Origin of the sequence: Streptomyces sp. NPDC017936 (assembly GCF_044328485.1) — a bacterium.
Taxonomy (GTDB): Bacteria; Actinomycetota; Actinomycetes; order Streptomycetales; family Streptomycetaceae; genus Streptomyces.
Window position 1 is genome coordinate 328485 of record NZ_JBIRHK010000008.1, and the last position, 20495, is coordinate 348979.

Sequence of the window (20495 nt, forward strand, 5' to 3'; positions counted from 1 at the left end):
CCGTCGTCACCAGCCCACGGGCTCCGTCTCCGCCTCCCAGTCCACCGTCACCACGATCTTCCCCCGGGTGCGTCCCCCCTGGTTGGACCGGTGGGCGTCCGCGGCGCGCTCGAGCGGGTAGGTCTCCGAGACGTGGACGGACACCACGTCCTGTTCCGCGAGTTCGGCCAGCCGGGCGAGGTCCTCGGCGTCGGGGCGGACGAAGTGGTAGCGGCCGCCGTAGTCGACGGCGGCCGGGTCGGCGATGGAGACCAGGCGGCCCTCGGGGGCGAGCAGGTTGGCGGAGGTCTTCAGGGTGTCGCCGCCGATCGTGTCGAAGACCGCGTCCACGCCCTCGGGGGCGAGGCCCCGGACCCGTTCGGCCAGGCCGTCGCCGTAGGTGACGGGCTCGCCGCCGAGGGAGCGCACGAAGTCGTGGTTGGCCTCGCCGGCCGTGCCGATCACCCGGGCGCCCAGGTGGCGGGCGAGCTGCACGGCGATCGAGCCGACGCCGCCCGCGGCCGCGTGGACCAGCACGGTCTCGCCGCGCTTGACCTGGAGCGCCTTGACCAGCACCTGGTAGGCGGTGAGGCCCACCAGGGGCAGGCCCGCGGCCTCCTCCCAGGTGAGGTTGCGCGGTTTGCGGGCGAGGGTGCGCACGGGCGCGGCGACGTACTCGGCGAAGGTGCCGCGGGAGAGGAAGTCCTCGCGGACGTAGCCGATGACCTCGTCGCCGACCGAGAACTCCGTGACGGACGCGCCGGGCCGGACCACGACGCCGCAGACGTCCCAGCCGGGGACCACGGGGAAGACGGTGTCGAGGATCCCGTCGAGATGGCCCTCGCGGCACTTCCAGTCGACGGGGTTGACGGCCGCCGCCCGGACCTTGACCAGCACGGTGTCGGGGCCGACCTTGGGGTCCCGCACCTCGCCGTACTCGAGGACCTCGGGACCGCCGTACCGGCTGTAACTGATGCCCTTCATGCCACCGACCCTCCGGGGTAGTCGTACGCCTCGCAAGCCCGGGCGCCCCGGCGTGTGCCGTTCGCGTGGCGGCCCGGCCGGCCGCGGTCCCGGTACCCCCGTGAGCGGACTCCACCCGTCCGGGGCGTCCGGAGGACGGCCTTCGGCGGCGTCCCGGCTTCTGCGGGGGCGCCGGTCGGCCTAGGGTGGCCCCGATCACGTTGGGCGCCGCCACTGGACGACATACCGACCGGTCGGCATCATGGGGAGGTCCCGTTCACCCGTCCGTAGGAGCGACGCATGAGCCCCGACCACCCGCCCGGACTCGACCTCGACCGGCTGCGCACCCTGCTCGACCGCGAGCGCCCCGGTCTGGTCCACGGCCCGCTCACCGGCCGGCTGATCGAGGGCGGACGGTCGAACCTCACCTACGCGGTCTCCGACGGCGAGGGACGGTGGGTCGTGCGGCGGCCCCCGCTCGGCCACGTCCTGGCCACCGCGCACGACATGCGGCGCGAGCACCGGGTGATCAGCGCCCTGCACCCCACCCGCGTGCCGGTGCCGGACCCGGTGCTGCTGTGCGAGGACGAGGACGTGCTCGGCGCGCCCTTCTACGTCATGGAGTTCGTCGAGGGCACGCCCTACCGGACCGCCGACCAGCTCGCCCCGCTCGGCCCGGAGCGCACCCGGGGCGCCGTGCTGTCCCTGGTGGACACGCTCGTGGAGCTGCACGCGGTGGACCCCGCCGAGGTGGGCCTCGCCGACTTCGGCCGCCCCGAGGGCTTCCTCGACCGGCAGCTGCGGCGCTGGGGCAAGCAGCTGGACGCCTCCCGCAACCGCGACCTGGCCGGCATCGACGAGCTGCACGCGACGCTCGGCCGGCGGCTGCCCTCCTCGCCCGCCCCGGCCGTCGTGCACGGCGACTACCGGCTCGACAACGTGCTGATCGGCGAGGACGACCGGATCAAGGCGATCCTCGACTGGGAGATGTCGACGCTCGGCGATCCGCTCACCGACCTGGGCCTGCTGGTGATGTACAGCCTGCCGCTCGGCACGCCCGACTCCCCCGTCTCCACCACCGCCGAGGCTCCGGGGCACCCGGATCCGGCCGAACTGATCGAGCGGTACGCCGCCCGCTCGGGGCGCGACGTCTCGGCCGTCTCCTGGTACACGGCGTTCGCGTGGTTCAAGCTCGCCGTGATCCTGGAGGGCATCCACTACCGCTACACCCTGGGCCAGACGGTCGGCCGCGGCTTCGACCGCATCGGTGACCTGGTGCCCGTCTTCATCGACCACGGACTGACCACCCTCCAGGAAGGCTGACGCCATGGACTTCGCGTTCGACGCGCGCACCGAGGAACTGCGCGCCAAGCTGCTCGCCTTCATGGACGAGTACGTGTACCCGGCCGAGGCGGTCGCCGAGGAGCAGCGCGCCCGCCTCGCCTCGCCGTGGGACACCCCCGCCGTGGTGGAGGAACTGAAGGCCGAGGCGCGCCGGCAGGGGCTGTGGAACCTCTTCCTCCCCGACTCCGAGTACGGCGCCGGACTGACCAACCTCCAGTACGCGCCGCTGGCCGAGATCACCGGCCGCAGCCCGCAGCTCGCGCCCACCGCGCTGAACTGCGCGGCGCCGGACACCGGCAACATGGAGGTGCTCGCCCAGTTCGGCGACGAGCGGCAGCGCAAGCAGTGGCTGGAGCCGCTGCTGGCCGGGGAGATCCGCTCGGCGTTCGCGATGACCGAGCCGGAGGTGGCCTCCTCCGACGCCACCAACATCACCACGCACATCGTGCGGGACGGCGACGAGTACGTCGTCACCGGCCGCAAGTGGTACATCTCCGGGGCGATGAACCCGGACTGCGCGATCTTCATCGTGATGGGCAAGACGGACCCGGACGGCACCGACGTCCGCCGTCAGCAGTCCATGGTGCTCGTGCCCCGCGACACCCCGGGCGTGACCGTCCGGCGGGCGATGCGGGTCTTCGGCTACGAGGACCACTACCACGGCGGCCACGCCGAGGTGGTCTTCGACCACGCGCGGGTGCCGGTGACCAACCTGATCGGCGAGGAGGGCGGCGGTTTCGCCATCGCGCAGGCCCGGCTGGGCCCCGGCCGCATCCACCACTGCATGCGGCTGATCGGCATGGCCGAGCGCGCCATCGAGCTGATGTGCCGGCGGGCCGTGTCCCGTACGGCGTTCGGCAAGGCGCTGGGGCAGCAGGGCGTGGTCCACAACTGGATCGCGGACGCGCGGGTGACCGTCGAGCAGCTGCGGCTGCTGGTGCTGAAGACGGCCTGGATGATGGACACGGTCGGCAACCGGGGCGCCCACACGGAGATCCAGGCGATCAAGATCGCGACGCCGCGTGCGGTCGTCGACATCATCGACCGGGCGATCCAGCTGTACGGCGCGGGGGGCGTCAGCCAGGACTTCCCCCTGGCGGAGCTGTACGCCGGGGCGCGGACGCTGATGATCGCGGACGGGCCGGACGAGGTGCACCAGCGGTCGCTGGCGCGGCGGGAGCTGAAGAAGTACCTGTGACCCGGTGGGGCGGCGAGGGGTTCGCGCCCCCGCCGCCCCTGCCCGTCCGGCGCCGGAGGACGAGGCCCGTTCAGGGGCGGCGGGGCGAGGAACGCCTCCGCCGGTTACGGCCGCAGTGCCCGCAGGAGCAGGTCGGCCAGGTGGTCGGCGACCTCCTGGGGGCTCATCGGCCCGTCCGGGCGGTACCAGGTCGACAGGTGGTGGACGGACCCGAAGTGGTAGTCCACCACCAGGTCCGCCGGGGTGGCCGTGGAGAACACCCCGGCCGCCTGCCCCTCCTCGACGAGCGCCCGGAAGCGCTCGTGGTAGCGCCGGCGCTCGGCGCGCACCTGCTTGTTCTTCTCGGGGCTCAGGTGGTGCATCGAGCGGAAGAAGATCGACGCGTCGTCGAGGTTCTCGATCGTGGTGACGACGACGTCGGCCGCCGCGCCCCGCAGGCGCTTCTCGACCGGCTCGTCGGCGTCCGCGAAGGCGTCGAGCCGCTCCTGCTGGACGCGCAGCACCCGCGCGTACACCTCGTGCAGGAGGTCGTCCTTGGAGCCGAAGTAGTGGTACAGGGCCCCCTTGGTGACACCGGCCGCCTCGACGATCTCCTGCACGGAGGTGCGGTCGTAGCCCCGCTCGGCGAAGAGCCGGGTGGCGGCGGCCAGCAGCCGCTGCGGCACGGGGGTACCGTCGCCGTCCGTCGTCCTGGGCACTGCCGCCACCTGCCTTTCTCGATGCCTTACCGGCGTTGCCTCACTGGCCGCCGTGCGCGGGGGAACGCAGTTCCCGACGGAGGATCTTCCCACTCGCCGTCTTGGGCAAGTCGGGCAGGATCTCCACCAGCCGCGGGTACTTGTAGGCAGCCAGTCTCTCCTTGCAGTACACCGCGAGTTCATCCGGGTCCGCCTCGGCGCCCGGGCGCAGGCTGATGTACGCCTTGACGGTCTCCCCGCGGTAGCCGTCGGGCACCCCGACGACGGCCGCCTCGCGCACCGCCGGGTGCGTGTAGAGCACGTCCTCGACCTCGCGCGGCCACACCTTGAAGCCGGACGCGTTGATCATGTCCTTCTTGCGGTCGACGACGTACAGCCAGCCCCGCTCGTCCATGAAGCCGATGTCGCCGGTGTGCAGTTCGCCGTCCGGGAAGGTCTCGGCGGTGGCGTCGGGGCGCCCCCAGTAGCCGGGCACCACCTGCGGTCCCCTGACGAGGATCTCGCCCTGCTCCCCGAAGGGCACCTCGGCGCCCTGCTCGTCGACGATCCGCACGACCGTGTCGGGCCCGGGCACGCCGACCGCGAGCGTCCCGGAGACCGGGTCGACCGGCGCCTCGAGGTGCGGCGGGACGGAGGCGCAGGGGGCGGTGCACTCGGTGAGGCCGTAGCCGTTGCGGATGTACGGGCCGAAGCCCGCCCGGAACCTCTCCACCAGGGCCGGCGGCAGCGGGGCGCCGCCGGAGGAGATGACGGCGAAGGAGGAGAAGTGGTCGCGGGTGACGTCCGGGTGGGCGGCCAGGGCCATGAAGGCCGTGGACGGTCCGACCGTGTAGTGCGGGCGGTGCTCGGCGAACGCCTCCAGGACGACGCCCGCCTCGAAGCGGTACGTCAGGGCGAGGGTGCCCACGCTGTTCAGGCAGGCCGCGAGCTGGCAGACCATGCCGGTGATGTGGAACAGGGGCGCGAGCGCGTAGTAGACGGGCGCCTCGGGCAGGTGCAGGCCGGTGCGCTGCCGTTCGGCGTTGAACATGATGTTGGCGTGCGTGTTGGTGGCGCCCTTGGGGTGGCCGCTGGTGCCCGAGGTGTAGCTGATCAGCGCGATGTCGGAGGCGGCCGGGACGCGGTCCTCGGGCGCCCGGTGGCCGGCGCGGGCGACGGCGGTGAGGTCGTCGGCGTCGGGCGCCTGCGGGAGCCGTTCGAAGCCGAGCACGCGGGTGTCGCCCCGGGTCTGGAAGTCCAGCTCGCAGCCGGTGAGCACGATCCGCACCGGCGAGTCGGCGGCCGTGTCGCGCAGATACGCCTCCCAGGCCCGGTCGGCGCAGACCAGCGCGGTGACCTCGGCGTCGCGCAGGACGTGGGCCACCTCCCCCGACTTGTACATCGGGTTGACCGGGACGACGGTCGCGCCCGCCTTCCAGGCGCCGAGGACGGCGAGGACGAAGTGCGGGGAGTTCTGCAGGAGGACGGCGACGCGGTCGCCGCGCTCCAGACCACGGGCGGCCAGGTGACCTGCGACGGAGTCGCTGAGTTCGTCCACCTCGCGGTAGCCGAGCCGTCCGTCGAAGTAGGCGAGGAGGGTGCGCTCGGGCGCCTCGGCGACGGCCCGGCGCAGGGCGTGGACCAGGGAGTCGGCCGGGTCGACCGGGGCGCGCTGGGTCTCGTCGAGGAGGGCCAGCCAGGGCTTGGCGGCGTAGCGGGAGGCGGTCACCGAGCGGCCTCCCACTTCTGCTGGAGGTGGTTCATGTGGGTCAGCCAGCGGTCGGGATCGGTGGCCCGTGCCTGGTGGTACCCGGCGACCTCGGGGTGCGGGAGGATCAGGAAGCGGTCCTCCTCGATGCCCCGGAACAGGGCGTCCGCCACGTCCTGCGGCTCGATCGCGGTCGGCTTGAGCACGAGGTCGCCCGCGCTGCCGGTGGCGGCCAGCATGTCGGTGCGGACGCCCTGGGGACAGATCGCGTGGACCTTGATCCCGCGGTGGCGGTAGGTCAGCGACAGCCACTCGGCGAAGGCGTACGCGCCGTGCTTGGTGACGCTGTAGGGGGCGGCGCCGATCATCGTGAGGAGTCCGGCGGCGGAGACGGTGGAGACGAAACGGCCGCTGCCGCGCTCCAGCCAGTCCGGGAGCAGGGCGCGGGCCGCACGGACGTGGGCCATGACGTTGACGTCCCAGGCGAGTTCCCACACGGCCTCCTCGGCCGCCTCCGAGCCGCCCGAGCCGACGCCGGCGTTGGCGCAGTAGACGTCGACGGTCCCCCCGAGCGCGTCCCGGGCGTCGGCGACGATCGCGGAGGCGTCGCCGGGGACCGCGGTCCCGCCGATCTCGTCGGCGACGGCCTTCGCCCGTTCGGCGTCCAGGTCGTTGACGACGACCCGGGCCCCCTCGGCGGCGAACCGGCGGGCCAGCGCGGCGCCGATGCCGCCTCCCGCTCCGGTGACGACGACTCCAGCACCCTGCACGGCTTCCACCAGCGGTCTCCTTCGACACGACTGCGGCACGACATGACGAGCGTCGCCCCTGCTGCGACGTCAGACTAACCGGTCGGTATGTGACAGGGAAGGGCGAGCGCGGGACACCTTGCCCCACGAGCGCCCGCGCATCGGGGTCGAGCGCCTGGCAGCTCCCCGGGCACGACCGGGACGCCCGCGACCCCGTCCGCACCGGGGCCGCGCCGCCGGTGACGGCCCGGCGGGTCCGGAGCGGTTTCGCCCGGCGCCCCGGCCACCCGGTCACCCGGCCACCCGGCCGACAGGCCGACAGGCCGACAGGCCGACAGGCCGACAGGCCGACAGGCTCACCGGCTCGGCCCGGGTCCGCGCGGCGATCGGCGCGGACGCGGACGTGGACGAGGTGGTGGCGGGCCGGCGGGGGAAGCCGGCCGCCTTTCCGCACCTGCGGCGTCGGTTCCCGCTGCACGGGCGAGGCGTGACGTCCGGTCAGCCCGCCGTGTTCGCCGGACGCCGTACCCGCCGGCGTCCCGGACGGCGGGCGCCGCCCGGGGCGCGGCCGGACGGTTCGGCGCGGGGCGCCATGTGGCAGGCGACGGAGTGCGGGCGGCGCCGGGTGCCGCGTGGCAGGCGACGGGCTACGACGGGGCGCGGGCGGCGCCGGACGTCACGTGGCGGGCGACGGGGCGCAGGCGGCGGTGGGTACGCGCGCGTATCCGCTCGCCGAGGCTTCGGTCCGGCCCCCGCCGGCGTCCGGGGCGGGAGCGGCGACACGGCGGCGGTGGTCCGCCGAGGCGGGGCGCCGTCCGGGGCGGGCGCCGTCCGGGGCGGGCGCCGTCCAGGGCAGGCGCCGTCCAGGGCAGGCGCCGTCCGGGGCGTACGGCGACGTCGTGCGCCCGGAACCGGCGCGGGCGGTGGTCGCGGCGGGCCGCGTCCGCCGAGGAGGCGGCCCGCCGCGGCGCGGGCTCACCGGTGGGAGGTGAACTCCACCACCTGCTGGTAGGTGGGCCGGTTCTGCCAGCTGATGCCGGGGTGCTTGATGCCGCCGAGGGTGCGCTGGACGATCGAGTCGGCGCACCACTGGTTGCCCGCGGCGCACAGGTCGTCGCCGGGGTAGACCTGGGCCGCGGTCCGGCCGGCCGCCTGCTTCAGCGTGGTGAGCAGGACGTCCCGGCAGGCGCTGAGGCTGCCGCCGCCGCAGTACGTCCGCGCGAGCGGGCCCCGCACCGGCTCCCCCAGCACCGCCCGGATGTCCTTGTCGACATAGCTCCACCAGCCGTACTGGAAGGCGCTCCCGGCGTGCGACCCGGTCGGGCCGTGGGCGGCCGACGGGGTCTCGTCGACGGGCAGGCCGGCGGTGAACGCGGTGTACAGCCCGGTGCCGAGGCCCGGTTCGAACTCGGCCTTCACCAGCAGCGGCCACCAGGCGTCCAGGACGCGGATCGCGTCGGCGTCGGCGTACGTCTTCGAACCGGCCGTGGTCTCCGTGCGCCTGCCGCCGGCGGTCAGCCAGGCCTGGAGCCTGCTCACGGCCGACGCGGCGGTGGTGTCGGTGACCGGCGAGCTGTTGATCACCTTCAGCAGGTCGGGCAGGACGTCCTCGGCGCGCAGGTCGGCGAGGGCGGCGTCCGCCATGGCCTTCACCAGGGCGGCACGGGTGACGCCGCCGGCCTGGACCAGCTTCTTCACCCGGGTCTCGAGGAGGTTGCCGCGGTGCACGGACCCGTCGCCCCAGGACGCGGTCGCGTAGTCCTGGGCCTGCTTGTTGTTCCAGGAGACGTAGTAGTCCTGGTCGATGGAGTGGGGGTGTGCCGAGGCGGGGGTGTACTCGGCCGTGTTGGTCGCCGGGTTCCAGTTCCGCCACTCGTACGCGGACCGCGCCCACACCGGGAACTCGGCGTCGACGCCGTTCGCGCGCACCGGGTTGTCGCCGCTGTTGTAGTACGCGGTGTGCTCGGAGTCGGCGTAGAACCAGTTGAAGGTGTAGTTGATGTGCTGCACCGCGCTCTGGAAGGTCTGCGGCCCCTTGACGTGGTCCGGGTCGTTCAGCATCTGGAAGCCGATGATGGAGTCGGCCTCGTGCAGGAAGGACGAGCGCAGGGTGGTGTAGGCGACCTTCTTGCCGCCGACCGTGGCGCGGTGGGTGACCGGTCCGTACGCGGTGCGCCAGACGCGCATCGTGTAGGAGCCGGCCGCGCTGCCGTCGGCGGTGGTCGGCTTCCAGGCGTTCTTCTGCTCGACCTTCTCCATCGCCGTGCAGGTGCCGCGGTACAGGTAGTGGTGGTCGTCCTGGCAGAGCTCGACGGCGTAGGTGTCGATGATGTCCTGGCCGGAGGTCGTGGCGCTCCACGCGTAGTCCTGGCCGCGGCCGAGTTCGACGTACATGCTCAGGCCGGCGAAGGAGGCGCCGCGGGCGCTGATGCCCGGGCCCTGGAGCTCCTGGAGCAGCAGGAGCTGCGGGGCGAAGTAGCCGGTCTGCGGGCCGAAGACGGCGATCGGGTGGCCGCTCGCGGTGTGGTCGCCGCTGACCACGAGGGCGTTGGACATGCCCCGCCTGGCCGAGCCGAGGGCGGTGGCGGCGGCCGTGGCGGAGGCGGTCGCCGCGGAGGAGGCGGCGGCGCTGCCGGTGCGGTCGTACACCAGCGGCTCCTCGACCACCGAGCCGGCGTCGGGCAGGGCGGAGCCCTGCGGGTTCCCGGGCCGGACGGCGTAGGGGAAGCTCTTGCCGTCGTGGAGGGTCATGACGGCCTCGGGGTCGTTGCGCTCGCGGAACGACTCCCAGACCTCGGTGCCCTGTTCGACGCCGTACCTCTCCTGTGCGGCGAGCAGGGAGATCGCGTTGCCGACCTCGCCGCCGCCGCCGGAGCCGAAGAGGGCGCCGACGACCGAGGCCAGCGCCACCAGGTCGGTGATCTTGAAGTGGGCGATGGTGCCGGCGTTGGTGATGGAGTCCTTGTGGCCGGTCAGGACGTATTCACCGGGGAAGTAGCGGCCGCTGTCGGAGGCGTCGATGTAGGCGTTGATGCCGTCGAGGTAGGCGTCGGCGTCGGCGAGGGCCTGCTGACCGCGGGCGCCGTTGGCGGCCACGGCGTTGTCGATCTGGGCCTGGAGGTCGGCCTCGGTGTACGGGGCGTTGCGCCAGAACTGCTGCTCCAGGCCCTGGTTGGACGCGGCGCCGCCCGCGAAGGAGGTGAGCCGGCCCCGGCCCACGTGCCGGAAGACGTCCATGAGCCACAGCCGGTCCTCGGCGGCGGCGTAGCCGGCTCCGAACTCGGTGCCGTACCGGGTGGTGCCGGTGATGTGCGGGACGCCCGTCTTCTTGTCGCGGACGATCGTGACGTCGCCGCGGCCGGCGGGCTTGACGGTGGAGGCGACCTGATCGGCGGGCACCCCGAACGACGCGTCGTTGAAGAACGTGTTGATCGTGGCGTTGGTGAGGGTGGAGTAGCCCTTGGCGAGGCTGGCGTAGGGGCCGAGCTGGTCCTCGGCGTGCGCGGGCTGGGTGCCGAAGGCCTGGTTGAGCAGGATCTGCGCCAGAGTGGCGTTGCCGTTCTGGCCGGGCGGCAGGATGTCGGAACACTGGTTGCCGCAGTGGTCGTTCGCCGCCGTGACCTGGGCGGCCTCCGCGGACCGGGGCGTCCCCGCGGCCGCCGCCGCCGGGGAAAGGGGAGTCAAAAGACCGGCCATGAGGACGCATACGGACGCGGTCTTCAGGAACCCGGGGAATCCGCCGGGAGTTCTCATTCCGCCGAGGGCGGTGTGGGGGATGCGCCGTGGCATCGGCAGCTCCTGGTGACGGGGGTGGCCGGAAGGTTACCGCCGGTACCCCCGGGTTTGAAGATGAACATGCGTCACTTTTTGGGAGTCGCCTCATCCGGCTTGTGGGACGGCATCGGGCATCGGACGGAGCCGAAGGGAGCCGAATCGCGTGTCGATACGTCTATTCGGCGACGTCGTGCGAAGTCCGCGCGATGACGCCGAAGTGACCGAAGTACAGGTGCAGATGTGACGGAGGTGCAAGGCGATGGCCGGTTTCCGGAGTCTGGCGAGACAGGTGCGCGACCCGCGGTGCGATCTGGCGCTGCGGCGGTACTCACTGCGCAAGTGCCTCGAGCGGTTCGCCCCCTACGGGCACAGGGCGACCTGGGACCATCTCTGCTCGCGGGCCGGGTTCGGCCCCGAGGACCGCTCCCCCGATCCTGCGCGGCTCGTGGCCGCGCTGGTCGAACTGGAGGAGGCGCGGGCGGTGTGGCTGGCCTACGAGGCCGGGTTCGCCGAGCGCCGCAGGAAGGAGAAGCACGACGGGCTGCGCCGGCCGGGCAGCGTGGACGACTGGCACCGGCTGACCTGGGGCGGCTTCGGTGTGGCGTGGTGCGACGACCCGCGGGTCCACCCCCGTGAGCCGCTGGCCGAGGTACTGCGCCGGCTGATCGCCGCCCTGGAGCGCGAGCCGGGCTCCGACTGCCCGGTGTGCGGCGGCGAGCGGCTGGTGTGGAAGGACGACCTGGACCACGAGCCGTCGGCGGGTCCGGTCTGCGCGGACTGCGGGATACTCGTGCCGCGGCCCGTGCTCACGCCCGAGGCGCTGGCGTACGCCAGGCGCGGACGGCTGCTGGTGTCGGCCTGAGAGCACGACGGGGGTGCGCCGGGGATGCCGCACCCCTGTTTCGCCGGACCGGTCCGGTGCGGGGCCGTTGTCGGTGGCGGGTGTCACCATCGGGGCATGGTGCAGGTCTGTCTGAACGGGACGCGGGGCGCCGCCGACGGCGCGGCGGTGCCGCTGTCGCCGGACGCGCTGGCCCGCGCGGCCGAGGAAGCCGTCGCCGCGGGAGCCACGGACGTCCATGTCCATCCCCGGACGCCGTGCGGCCGGGACACGCTGTCGCCGGGGACGGTCGCGGCGACCCTGGAGGCGATACGGGCGCGGGTGGCGGTGCCGGTCGGCGTGACCACGGGTGCCTGGGCCGAGCCCGATCCGGCCGCCCGGGTGGCGCGGGTGCGCGCGTGGGAGGTCCTGCCCGACCACGCCTCGGTCAACTGGCACGAGCCGGGCGCGGAGGAGCTGGCCGCCGCCCTGCTCGAGCGCGGGGTGGGGGTGGAGGCGGGCGTCTGGTCGGGCACCGACGGGGCCGCCCGGTTCGCGGCGTCCCCCTGCGCTCCGCGGGTGCTGCGGGTGCTGGCGGAGGTGACGGACCCGGACCCGGACGACGCGCGGGCGTCGGCGCGCGCCCTGCTGTCCCGCCTCGGCTCCGCCCACGGCCGCCCCGTGCTGCTGCACGGCGAGGACGGCGGCGCGTGGCCCGTGCTGCGGCTGGCGGGACGGCTGGGGCTGGCGACCCGCATCGGCCTGGAGGACACGCTCGTCCTCCCCGACGGGCGACGGGCGGTGTCCAACGCCCAGTTGGTGGAGGAGGCGCTGTACCAGTACGGGCGCGCCCGGCGCTCGTCGTAGGGCGGGCCGAGGAGTTCGGCGCGGACCGCGGCGGGGCCGGTCTCGCCGGGGGCTCGCAGCCCGGCGGGGCGGAGCCGGTCGTGGGATGCGGTGCCGTCGGGACTCCGTGCGCGGCGGGTGCGCCACCGGCCGAAGGACGCGACGTTATCAGCCGCTAATCGGGTCGTTCCAGCCCTTTCCCGTAGGGAGAGTTGAGGTGATGAAACCCCACTGAGCCACCGAAGGAGCCCCGCGTGTCGACGCTGCGCGTCACGGCAGAAGTGCTGACCGTCCATGAACACCCCGACGCCGACGCCCTCGAACTGGCCCAGGTCGGCCTGTACCGGGCCGTCGTCGCCAAGGGCGTCTACCGCACCGGCGAGGCCGCGGTCTACATCCCCGAGCAGGCGGTGCTCCCGGCCGGGCTGATCGAGGAGCTGGGGCTGACCGGGCGGCTGGCGGGCGGCAACGCGGACCGGGTCAAGGCGGTGCGGCTGCGCGGCGAGCTGTCGCAGGGGATCGTGTGCCGGCCGAGGGCGCTGGCGGACGTCGACCTGGTACGGGCGGCGGCGCAGGGGACCGACTTCGCGGAGCGGCTCGGCATCACCAAGTGGGTGCCGCCGGTCCCGCCGACGATGAGCGGGGAGGTGGAGGCGGCACCCGAGTTGCTGCCGTGGGTCGACATCGAGAACATCCAGCGCTACCCGGGCATCTTCACGGCGGGTGAGCCGGTGGTGCTGACCGAGAAGCTGCACGGCTCGGCGTGCCTGCTGACGTATGTCGCGGACGAGGGGCGGGTGCACGTCTCCTCCAAGGGCTTCGGCGCGAAGTCGCTGGCGCTGAAGGAGGATCCGCGCAACCTCTACTGGCGCGCCGTGCGGGGGCACGGCGTCGCGGAGGCGGCCGCGCGCGTCGCCGAGCGCCTCGGCGCCCGGCGGGTCGGCGTCTTCGGCGAGGTGTACGGGGCGGGGGTGCAGGACCTGACGTACGGCGCCGACGGACGCCGGGAGACCCTCGGGTACGCGGTGTTCGACGTGTCCGCGGAGATCGGGGGCACGGTCCGCTGGCTGGACCCGGCGGAGATCCTGCACGGTGAACTGCCGCTGGTCCCCCGCCTGTTCGAGGGACCGTACGACAGCGCGCGGGTCCTGGAACTGGCCGGCGGCCGCGAGACCGTGTCCGGGCGCGGACTGCATCTGCGCGAAGGCGTGGTGATACGGCCCGCCGAGGAGCGGTACAGCACGGTGACCGGGGGCCGCGCGATCGCGAAGGCCGTGAGCCCGGCGTACCTGACCCGGAAGGGCGGGACGGAGTACGAGTGACCGACACCCCGGCGGCGCCGGGCGGGCGGGTCCGGCGCCGGCGGGGTGCCGTCGGCGCCCGCCCGTGCGGCTCCGGCGGCACGCTCGCCCGGGGCGGGGGACGGCGCGCGGCTTCAGGAGCAGGAGGTCGCGGGGGACGTTCCGGTCGGACGGGGCTTCCCGCGTTCCACCAGCAGGCGCGAGCCCGCCTGGCGCCGGCCGAAGGCGTCGTCCGGGTTGGACAGGACGCAGGTGTCCAGGGAGAGGCAGCCGCAGCCGATGCAGTCGGTGAGGTGGTCCCGGAGGCGGTTGAGCTGCTTGATGCGCTCGTCCAGTTCGGCCCGCCAGGCCTCGGAGAGACGGGCCCAGTCCTCGTGGGTGGGGGTGCGCTCCTCGGGGAGCTCGGCGAGGGCCTCGCGGATCGTGGCGAGGGGGATGCCGACCCGCTGGGCGGCGCGGACGAAGGCGACCCGGCGGAGCGTGTCACGGGAGTAGCGGCGCTGGTTGCCCGAGGTGCGGCGGCTGGTGATCAGGCCCTTGGACTCGTAGAAGTGCAGGGCGGAGACGGCGGCGCCGCTGCGGGCGGCGAGCTGACCGACCGTGAGTTCGTGGATCTTCTCTGGGATCTGGGGCATCCCTCGCAGCCTACCCACCCGCCGCGCTCCCCCGGCTCCGTTGACAGGACCCCGAGGCCCTACCATGCTAAGCAGTCGCTTAGAGGTATTCCGTGACGCGAGAGAGGCCGCAGACATGGCAGAGCCGAGGATCTTCACGTCCGCCGACGACCTGAGGGCGGCGGTGGGCGAGCAGCTGGGGTACACGGACTGGCTGGAGGTCGACCAGAAGCGGATCGACCTCTTCGCGGAGGCCACCGGTGACCACCAGTGGATCCACGTCGACCCCGGGAAGGCCGCCGCGGGGCCGTTCGGCACCACCATCGCGCACGGGTACCTGACCCTGTCGCTGCTGCCCCTCTTCGGGCCGCAGCTGATCTCGGTCGAGGGCGTGAAGATGGGCGTCAACTACGGGACGAACAAGGTGCGCTTCCCCTCGCCCGTCCCGGTCGGCTCGCGCCTGCGCGCGACCGCGACGATCACCGGCGTCGACGACGTGCCCGGCGGCATCCAGGTCACCGTCGCCTTCTCCGTGGAGCGCGAGGGCGGGGACAAGCCGGTGTGCGTCGCGGAGTCCGTGTCCCGCTACTACCTGTGAGCCGCGCGCGGGGGCGGCACGGCTACTTCGCCGCCCCCACCATCCGCAGCACGAGGTCGGCGTAGAGCACGCCGACCTCGTCGGGGGTCCGGGGACCGTCGACGTTGAACCAGCGGGCCACGTCGATGCAGAGGGACAGCACGGCGAGCGTGGTGCCGTGGACGTCCAGGACGTCGAACTCGCCCGCGGCCACGCCCTCCTCGATGATCCCGCGCACCTCGGCGTCCACCTGCCGGCGCAGCGCGAGGATCTCGGCGCGGGCGTCCGGGCCGAGGGCCTCCAGCTCGTACTGCACGACGCGCGCGGTGGTGCGCCGCCCGGCGTGCCAGCGCACGAACGAGCTCACCGCGTCCGCGAGCCGCTCCGCCGCGCCGCCCTCGCCGCGGGCCGCGGTGCGCAGGATGTCCAGCGCGCGGTCGTGGCCGATGCGGCTGATGCGGTGGAGCAGCTCTTCCTTGGTCTTGTAGTGGATGTAGAGGGCGGCCGGGCTCATGCCCGCGCGGCCCGCGATGTCGCGGGTCGTCGTCGCGTGGTAGCCGCGCTCGGCGAAGGCCTCCACGGCGGCGACGAGCAGCCGCCGGGCCGCGTCAGGGGTGACCTCTTCCCACGGCTCGACCTCGCCGCCGGCCGTCTCCTCCGCCGTACTCATCGCCACTTCGCCCCTCTCGGTACAGGAGCTCCACCATACCGCCGAAGGTGAGCGCCCGCTTAGAGTGCCCGCTCAGCGGTTCCCGGCCGCTCGCGGGCGGTTCAGATCTTCTCGAAGGGGTCGTGCTCGGCGAGGAGCTTCTCCAGGCGGGCCTGGTCGACGCGGCTGACGATCTGCCCGGCCTCCTGCCGGTCGCGGACCACCTTCGCCAGGGTGAAGGCGGAGGTCACCAGGTACAGGACCGCGACGGCGAGGAAGGCACGCACCCAGGCGTCGGTGTCCAGCTGGTAGATGCCGACGGACGTGGCCGCCATGGCGAGGGCGAAGGAGGCGACGGCCTGGCCGTAGAACGCGGCCGTGCTCTGCTGTCTGACCGGTGTGTCACTCATGGGCGCAAGTCTCGGCGGACGTGGCCGGCGCCACATCCGCCCGCGTACTCAGTCGGCTACTCAGAAGGCCGAGACCCCGGTCAGGGCCCGTCCGATCACCAGCTTCTGGATCTGGCTGGTGCCCTCGTAGAGGGTCATCACCCGGGCGTCCCGCAGGAGTTTGCCCGCCGGGTACTCGTCGATGTAGCCGTAGCCGCCGAAGACCTGGAGGGCGTTGTTCGCGGCGCGGACGGCCGCCTCCGAGGCGAAGAGCTTGGCCTTGGACGACTCCACGGCGAACGGCAGTCCACGGTCGATCAGGTCCGCGACCCGCCAGGTCAGCAGCCGGGCCGCGTCCACGTCGACCGCGATGTCGCTGAGCAGTTCCTGGACGAGCTGGTGGTGGGCGACGGTCTTCCCGAACTGCTCGCGCTCGCCCGCGTAGGTCACGGCCGCGTCCAGTGCGGCCTGGGCTATGCCGACGCAGCCCGCCGCGACCGACATGCGCCCCTTGGCCAGCGCGGACATGGCGACGGAGAAGCCCTTGCCCTCCTCCCCGAGCAGCGCCGACGCGGGCACCCGCACGCCCTGGAGGACCAGCTCGGCGGTGGCCTGGCCGCGCAGCCCGAGCTTGCCGTGCAGGGTGCGGCGGGTCAGGCCGGGGGTGTCGGCCGGCACCAGGAAGGCGGAGACGCCCCGGTGGCCGGGGGCGTCCGTGGAGCGGGCGAACAGCAGGACGACGTCGGCCCAGGTGCCGTTGGTGATGAACATCTTGGTGCCGTCGATGACGAAGTCGTCGCCGTCGCGGACCGCGCGGGTGGAGAGGCTGCCCGCGTCGGAGCCGGTGCCGGGCTCCGTGAGGCCGAAGCAGCCGACGTACGCGCCGGAGGTGAGCCCCGGCAGCCAGCGCCGCTTCTGCTCCTCGTCGCCCCAGGCCGCGATCGTCTTGGCGACCAGGCCGAGCGAGACGGAGACGATGCCGCGCACGGACGAGTCGCCGCGGCCCAGCTCCTCCGTGACCAGGCAGTAGGCGAGGTGGTCGCCGCCCGAGCCGCCGTACTCCTCGTCGATCGTCAGCCCCAGGAAGCCGGTCTCGCCGAGCTTCTTCACGATGCCCCGGTCGACCTCCTCGGCCCGGTCCCAGGCGGCGGCGTGCGGGGCGATCTCACGGTCCACGAAGTCACGGGCGAGCCGGCGCACGGCCTCCTGCTCCTCGCTGAGCCCCAGGTTCACCACGAGATCACCTCACTTGAAAACCGTACATTTAAATTAGCACTGCTAGTTTCTTGTCGCAGCCCTACTATGTGCGCCATGGCCCGACCGCGCAAGCCCCTGCTGAGCACCGACCGCATCGTCGAGACGGCCCGCGCGCTCGTCGACGCGGAGGGCCTCGCGGCGGTCTCCACGCGCCGGCTCGCCGCGGAGCTGGGGGTGAGCGGGCCCTCGCTCTACAACCACTTCCGGACCAAGGACGAGATCCTGGAGGCCGTCGCCGACTCGGTGAGCGCCCAGGTCGACCTGTCGATGTTCGAGGGCGGCCGGGACTGGCGGACCGCCCTGCGGGACTGGGCCGTCTCCTACCGGTCCGCCCTGCGCGACCACCCGAACATCGTCCCGGTCCTCGCCCGCGGCCCCGGCCGCCGCCCGGCCGCCCTGCGGCTCGCGGACGCGGTGTACGGCGCGATGGTCGACGCCGGCTGGCCGCCCGCGCAGGCCACCTCGATCGGCGCGCTGATGCGGTACTTCATCATGGGCTCCGCGCTCGGCTCGTTCGCCGGCGGCTTCGTGGGCGACGCGAGCGCGTACGACCCCGCCGACTACCCCCACCTCGGCCAGGCCCACCTGCTGGCCGAGCAGCAGGAGAAGGTCGACGAACGGGCCTTCGAGGCCGGTCTCATCGCGCTGCTGGACGGGCTGGCCCAGCAGTACGAGCAGGTGCGGCGGACGGCGTAGCCGCACGGCGGGGACCCTTCGGCCGTCGCCGAACCGTCCGTGTCCCATGCTGGACGCCATGACCACCAGGGACCCCCGGGCGCCGCTGCTGGCCCGGCTGGCCGGGCTGATCGCCGACGAGACGCGTGCCGCGTGCCTGCTCGCGCTGCTCGACGGCCGGGCCTGGACGGCGGGCGAGCTGGCCCGGCACGCGGGCGTGGCCGCGTCGACGCTGAGCGAGCACCTCGGCAAGCTCGTCGCGGGCGGCCTGCTCGCCGAGGAACGGCAGGGCCGCCACCGGTACGTACGGCTGGCCGACGCACGGGTCGCCCAGCTCCTGGAGGACCTGGCCGCCCAGGTCGCCCCGGACGAGGTCGCCCGGCCCCGGAACCTGCGCGCGTCGAGCGCCGGGGCGGCGATGGCCCGCGGCCGCACCTGCTACGACCACTTCGCGGGGCGGCTCGGGATCGCGGTCACCGACGCGTTCACCGCGCGCGGGCTGCTGCGCCAGGACACCGGGTTCGCGCTGACCGACGCCGGACTGCGGTGGTTCGAGGGGGCCGGCATCCCCCTCGACCGCGGGGGCCGCCGCCCGCTGGCCCGGGCCTGCCTCGACTGGACCGAGCGCCGGCCCCACCTCGCCGGGACCGCGGGCGCGGCCCTGTGCCGGCACGCCCTCGACGCGGGCTGGTGCGTGCGCGTCGGCTCCGCACGCGCGGTGAGGGTGACCGCGGCCGGGGAGCGGGCGCTGTCCGGGCTGCTGGGCATCGAGCCGGCGGCGCTGCGCTGAGCCGGGCGCCCAAAATCCGCGAGCCCTCGCACCGCTTCCTTCCCTAGCCTCTGGAGCGTGATGAACTTCCCCCGTCGTACGGAACTGCTCGCCGCCGGCGCCGCCACGGTCACCGTCGTGCTGTGGGCGTCGGCCTTCGTCTCGATCCGCAGCGCCGGATCCGCGTACTCCCCGGGCGCGCTGGCCCTCGGCCGGCTGCTGGCCGGGGCGCTGGCGCTGGGGGGGATCTGTCTCGTACGGCGGGAGGGGTGGCCGCCGAGGGCGGCGTGGCGCGGGATCGCGGTCTCCGGGCTGCTGTGGTTCGGCTTCTACATGGTGGTCCTGAACTGGGGCGAGCAGCAGGTGGACGCCGGCACGGCGGCGCTGGTCGTGAACGTCGGCCCCCTCCTCATCGCCCTGCTGGGCTCCCGGCTGCTCGGTGAGGCGATGCCGCCGCGGCTGCTGGCGGGCATGGCGGTGTCGTTCGCGGGCGCGGTGACCGTGGGGCTGTCGATGTCGGGCGAGGGCGGTTCCTCGGTGCTCGGCGTGGTGCTGTGCCTGCTCGCCGCGGGCGCGTACGCGGCCGGGGTCGTCGCGCAGAAGCCGGCGCTCGGCTCGGCGAGCGCGCTCCAGGTGACGACGTTCGGGTGCCTGGTGGGGGCGGTGGTGTGTCTGCCGTTCGCCGGGCAGCTGGTCTCGGAGGCGGCGAAGGCGCCGGTGCCGGCCACGCTCAACATGGTGTACCTGGGCCTCTTCCCGACCGCGCTGGCCTTCACGACGTGGGCGTACGCCCTGGCCCGGACGACCGCCGGCCGGATGGGGGCGACCACGTACGCGGTGCCCGCCCTGGTCGTCCTGATGTCCTGGCTGGCGCTCGGCGAGGTGCCGGGGGCGCTCACGCTGGCGGGCGGTGCGCTGTGCCTGGCGGGCGTCGCGGTGTCCCGGGCCCGGGACCGGGACCGGGCCCGGGCCCGGGACGCGGCGCCGGAGGGTCTTCCGGAGCCTCGGCCCGAGCGGGCGTCCCGGTCGGTCTGACCGGACCCGGTCCGCGAGGACGTCGCCGGACGCGACCGCCCTCCGGGCCCGGCCCGGAGGGCGGGAGACCCGGAGGCCCGCGGAGGAACGGTCAGAAGACGACCAGGGCCCGGCCGCCCTTGCCCGCCAGCATGTTCTCGAAGGCCGCCGGGATGCCCTCAAGGGCGATCCGTTCCGTCACGAGCGCGGAGAGGTCCAGGCGGCCGGCCCGGACGTGCCCGGCGAGCACCGGCAGGTCCCGCGCCGGGTCGGCGTTGCCGTACACGCAGCCGGAGAGGGTGCGGCCCCAGTGGAAGAGCTCCAGGGCGTTGAAGGTGACCTGCTGGTCCTTGCCGCCGATGCCGACGACCGTGGTGCGGCCGCCGCGGCGGGTCGACTCCCAGGCCGTGCGGATGGTGACCGCGCGGCCCACGCACTCGACGGCCACGTCCACGCCCTGCCGGCCGGTGAGGGCGCGGATCTCGCGGGCGGTGCCGTCGGAGGCGACCAGGTACTCGGTGGCGCCCGCCGCGCGGGCCAGCTCCTCCTTCTCCGGGGACACGTCGACGGCGACGATCGTGGACGCGCCGGCGATCCGGGCCGCCTGGAGGGTCGCGAGGCCGACCCCGCCGGCGCCGAACACGGCCACCGTCTCGCCGGCCCGGACCTGGGCGCTGTGGTGGACGGCGCCGTAGCCGGTGAGGACGGCGCAGCCGAGGAGGGCCGCGTCCGTGAGGGGGACGCCGTCCGGCAGGGGCAGGACGCAGGAGGCGGGGACGACGGTCTCCTCGGCGAACGCGGCGACGTTCAGGCCGGGGTGCAGGTCGGTGCCGTCGGCGGTGCGGGCGTACACCTCGGCGGATCCGTTGAGGGCGTTGGCGCACAGCCAGACCTCGCCCAGCGCGCAGGTGTGGCACCGGCCGCAGGACGGCGCCCAGTTGAGGACGACGCCGGCGCCCGGCGCGAGACCGGCGACCCCCTCCCCGACGGCCACGACCGTGCCGGCGCCCTCGTGGCCGAGGACGGCGGGGACCGGGACGCGCATGGTGCCGTTGGTCAGGGACAGGTCGGAGTGGCAGACCCCGGCGGCGGCGAGGCGGACGCGGACCTGGCCGGGTCCGGGGTCGGGGAGGTCGATGTCGGCGATCTCCAGCGGAGCGCCCACGGCGGGCAGGACGGCGGCACGGACCAC

General features: G+C 73.9%; 19 protein-coding genes. 9 read left to right on the forward strand and 10 right to left on the reverse strand.

The window, feature by feature from the left end; translation table 11 throughout:
• Window positions 1-6: 6 nt before the first annotated feature.
• The gene (locus ACH4F6_RS19330) at window positions 7-963 is read right to left on the reverse strand and encodes an NADP-dependent oxidoreductase (protein ID WP_397961419.1); all 957 of its coding nucleotides are present in this window, start codon (window positions 961-963) and stop codon (window positions 7-9) included.
• A 279-nt stretch (window positions 964-1242) separates the two neighbouring features.
• On the opposite strand from ACH4F6_RS19330, the gene ACH4F6_RS19335 reads away from it, so the two are divergent.
• Window positions 1243-2265: a phosphotransferase family protein gene (locus tag ACH4F6_RS19335; RefSeq protein ID WP_397961420.1), complete on the forward strand. Its 1023-nt coding sequence runs from the start codon at window positions 1243-1245 to the stop codon at window positions 2263-2265.
• A gap of 4 nt (window positions 2266-2269) precedes the next feature.
• Window positions 2270-3484 (forward strand): acyl-CoA dehydrogenase family protein, encoded by a 1215-nt coding sequence (locus ACH4F6_RS19340; protein ID WP_397961421.1) that lies wholly within the window; start codon window positions 2270-2272, stop codon window positions 3482-3484.
• Window positions 3485-3588: 104 nt separating this feature from the next.
• On the opposite strand, the gene ACH4F6_RS19345 is transcribed toward ACH4F6_RS19340, so the two are convergent.
• The 4 genes from ACH4F6_RS19345 to ACH4F6_RS19360 all read right to left on the reverse strand — a co-directional run bounded on the left by ACH4F6_RS19345 (window position 3589) and on the right by ACH4F6_RS19360 (window position 10407).
• Complete coding sequence (locus ACH4F6_RS19345) at window positions 3589-4182, reverse strand: TetR/AcrR family transcriptional regulator (RefSeq protein ID WP_397961422.1); 594 nt, start codon at window positions 4180-4182, stop codon at window positions 3589-3591.
• A 40-nt stretch (window positions 4183-4222) separates the two neighbouring features.
• Window positions 4223-5890: a class I adenylate-forming enzyme family protein gene (locus ACH4F6_RS19350; RefSeq protein WP_397961423.1), complete on the reverse strand. Its 1668-nt coding sequence runs from the start codon at window positions 5888-5890 to the stop codon at window positions 4223-4225.
• Entirely contained in the window at window positions 5887-6651 is a 765-nt protein-coding gene (locus ACH4F6_RS19355; protein WP_397961533.1) for an SDR family oxidoreductase, read from the reverse strand. The genes ACH4F6_RS19350 and ACH4F6_RS19355 overlap by 4 nt, the downstream gene beginning before the upstream one ends.
• Window positions 6652-7593: 942 nt before the next feature.
• Window positions 7594-10407: a penicillin acylase family protein gene (locus tag ACH4F6_RS19360; protein WP_397961424.1), complete on the reverse strand. Its 2814-nt coding sequence runs from the start codon at window positions 10405-10407 to the stop codon at window positions 7594-7596.
• A gap of 244 nt (window positions 10408-10651) precedes the next feature.
• Here ACH4F6_RS19360 and ACH4F6_RS19365 point away from each other — a divergent pair, with 244 nt between their 5' ends.
• The 3 genes from ACH4F6_RS19365 to ACH4F6_RS19375 all read left to right on the forward strand — a co-directional run bounded on the left by ACH4F6_RS19365 (window position 10652) and on the right by ACH4F6_RS19375 (window position 13380).
• The gene (locus tag ACH4F6_RS19365; protein WP_397961426.1) at window positions 10652-11254 is read left to right on the forward strand and encodes a hypothetical protein; all 603 of its coding nucleotides are present in this window, start codon (window positions 10652-10654) and stop codon (window positions 11252-11254) included.
• Between the two features lie 96 nt (window positions 11255-11350).
• Entirely contained in the window at window positions 11351-12079 is a 729-nt protein-coding gene (locus ACH4F6_RS19370) for a 3-keto-5-aminohexanoate cleavage protein (protein WP_397961427.1), read from the forward strand.
• A gap of 233 nt (window positions 12080-12312) precedes the next feature.
• Window positions 12313-13380 carry an RNA ligase (ATP) gene (locus ACH4F6_RS19375; protein ID WP_397961428.1) on the forward strand — a complete coding sequence of 356 codons (1068 nt, stop codon included), beginning with the start codon at window positions 12313-12315 and terminating at the stop codon, window positions 13378-13380.
• Window positions 13381-13493: 113 nt separating this feature from the next.
• Here the strand turns inward: ACH4F6_RS19375 and soxR are convergent, their stop codons facing one another.
• The gene (gene soxR / locus ACH4F6_RS19380; RefSeq protein WP_397961429.1) at window positions 13494-13994 is read right to left on the reverse strand and encodes a redox-sensitive transcriptional activator SoxR; all 501 of its coding nucleotides are present in this window, start codon (window positions 13992-13994) and stop codon (window positions 13494-13496) included.
• Window positions 13995-14109: 115 nt separating this feature from the next.
• Between soxR and ACH4F6_RS19385 the strand changes: the two genes are divergently transcribed.
• Entirely contained in the window at window positions 14110-14571 is a 462-nt protein-coding gene (locus ACH4F6_RS19385; RefSeq protein WP_397961430.1) for a MaoC family dehydratase, read from the forward strand.
• A gap of 22 nt (window positions 14572-14593) precedes the next feature.
• Here ACH4F6_RS19385 and ACH4F6_RS19390 read toward each other — a convergent pair whose 3' ends face one another.
• The 3 genes from ACH4F6_RS19390 to ACH4F6_RS19400 all read right to left on the reverse strand — a co-directional run bounded on the left by ACH4F6_RS19390 (window position 14594) and on the right by ACH4F6_RS19400 (window position 16821).
• Window positions 14594-15220: a TetR/AcrR family transcriptional regulator gene (locus ACH4F6_RS19390; RefSeq protein WP_397961431.1), complete on the reverse strand. Its 627-nt coding sequence runs from the start codon at window positions 15218-15220 to the stop codon at window positions 14594-14596.
• A 101-nt stretch (window positions 15221-15321) separates the two neighbouring features.
• On the reverse strand, window positions 15322-15609 hold the full coding sequence (locus ACH4F6_RS19395) for a YiaA/YiaB family inner membrane protein (protein ID WP_397961432.1): 288 nt from the start codon (window positions 15607-15609) through the stop codon (window positions 15322-15324).
• A gap of 60 nt (window positions 15610-15669) precedes the next feature.
• Window positions 15670-16821, reverse strand: a complete 1152-nt coding sequence (locus ACH4F6_RS19400) for an acyl-CoA dehydrogenase family protein (protein WP_397961534.1) — start codon at window positions 16819-16821, stop codon at window positions 15670-15672.
• Between the two features lie 78 nt (window positions 16822-16899).
• Between ACH4F6_RS19400 and ACH4F6_RS19405 the strand changes: the two genes are divergently transcribed.
• Genes ACH4F6_RS19405 through ACH4F6_RS19415 form a run of 3 tightly spaced genes read left to right on the forward strand, consistent with a single transcriptional unit; the run spans window position 16900 to window position 19324 of the window.
• On the forward strand, window positions 16900-17541 hold the full coding sequence (locus ACH4F6_RS19405) for a TetR/AcrR family transcriptional regulator (protein WP_397961433.1): 642 nt from the start codon (window positions 16900-16902) through the stop codon (window positions 17539-17541).
• Between the two features lie 58 nt (window positions 17542-17599).
• Entirely contained in the window at window positions 17600-18310 is a 711-nt protein-coding gene (locus ACH4F6_RS19410) for an ArsR/SmtB family transcription factor (RefSeq protein ID WP_397961434.1), read from the forward strand.
• A 60-nt stretch (window positions 18311-18370) separates the two neighbouring features.
• Window positions 18371-19324, forward strand: a complete 954-nt coding sequence (locus ACH4F6_RS19415; RefSeq protein ID WP_397961435.1) for a DMT family transporter — start codon at window positions 18371-18373, stop codon at window positions 19322-19324.
• A 91-nt stretch (window positions 19325-19415) separates the two neighbouring features.
• Here the strand turns inward: ACH4F6_RS19415 and ACH4F6_RS19420 are convergent, their stop codons facing one another.
• Window positions 19416-20495, reverse strand: a complete 1080-nt coding sequence (locus ACH4F6_RS19420) for a Zn-dependent alcohol dehydrogenase (protein ID WP_397961436.1) — start codon at window positions 20493-20495, stop codon at window positions 19416-19418.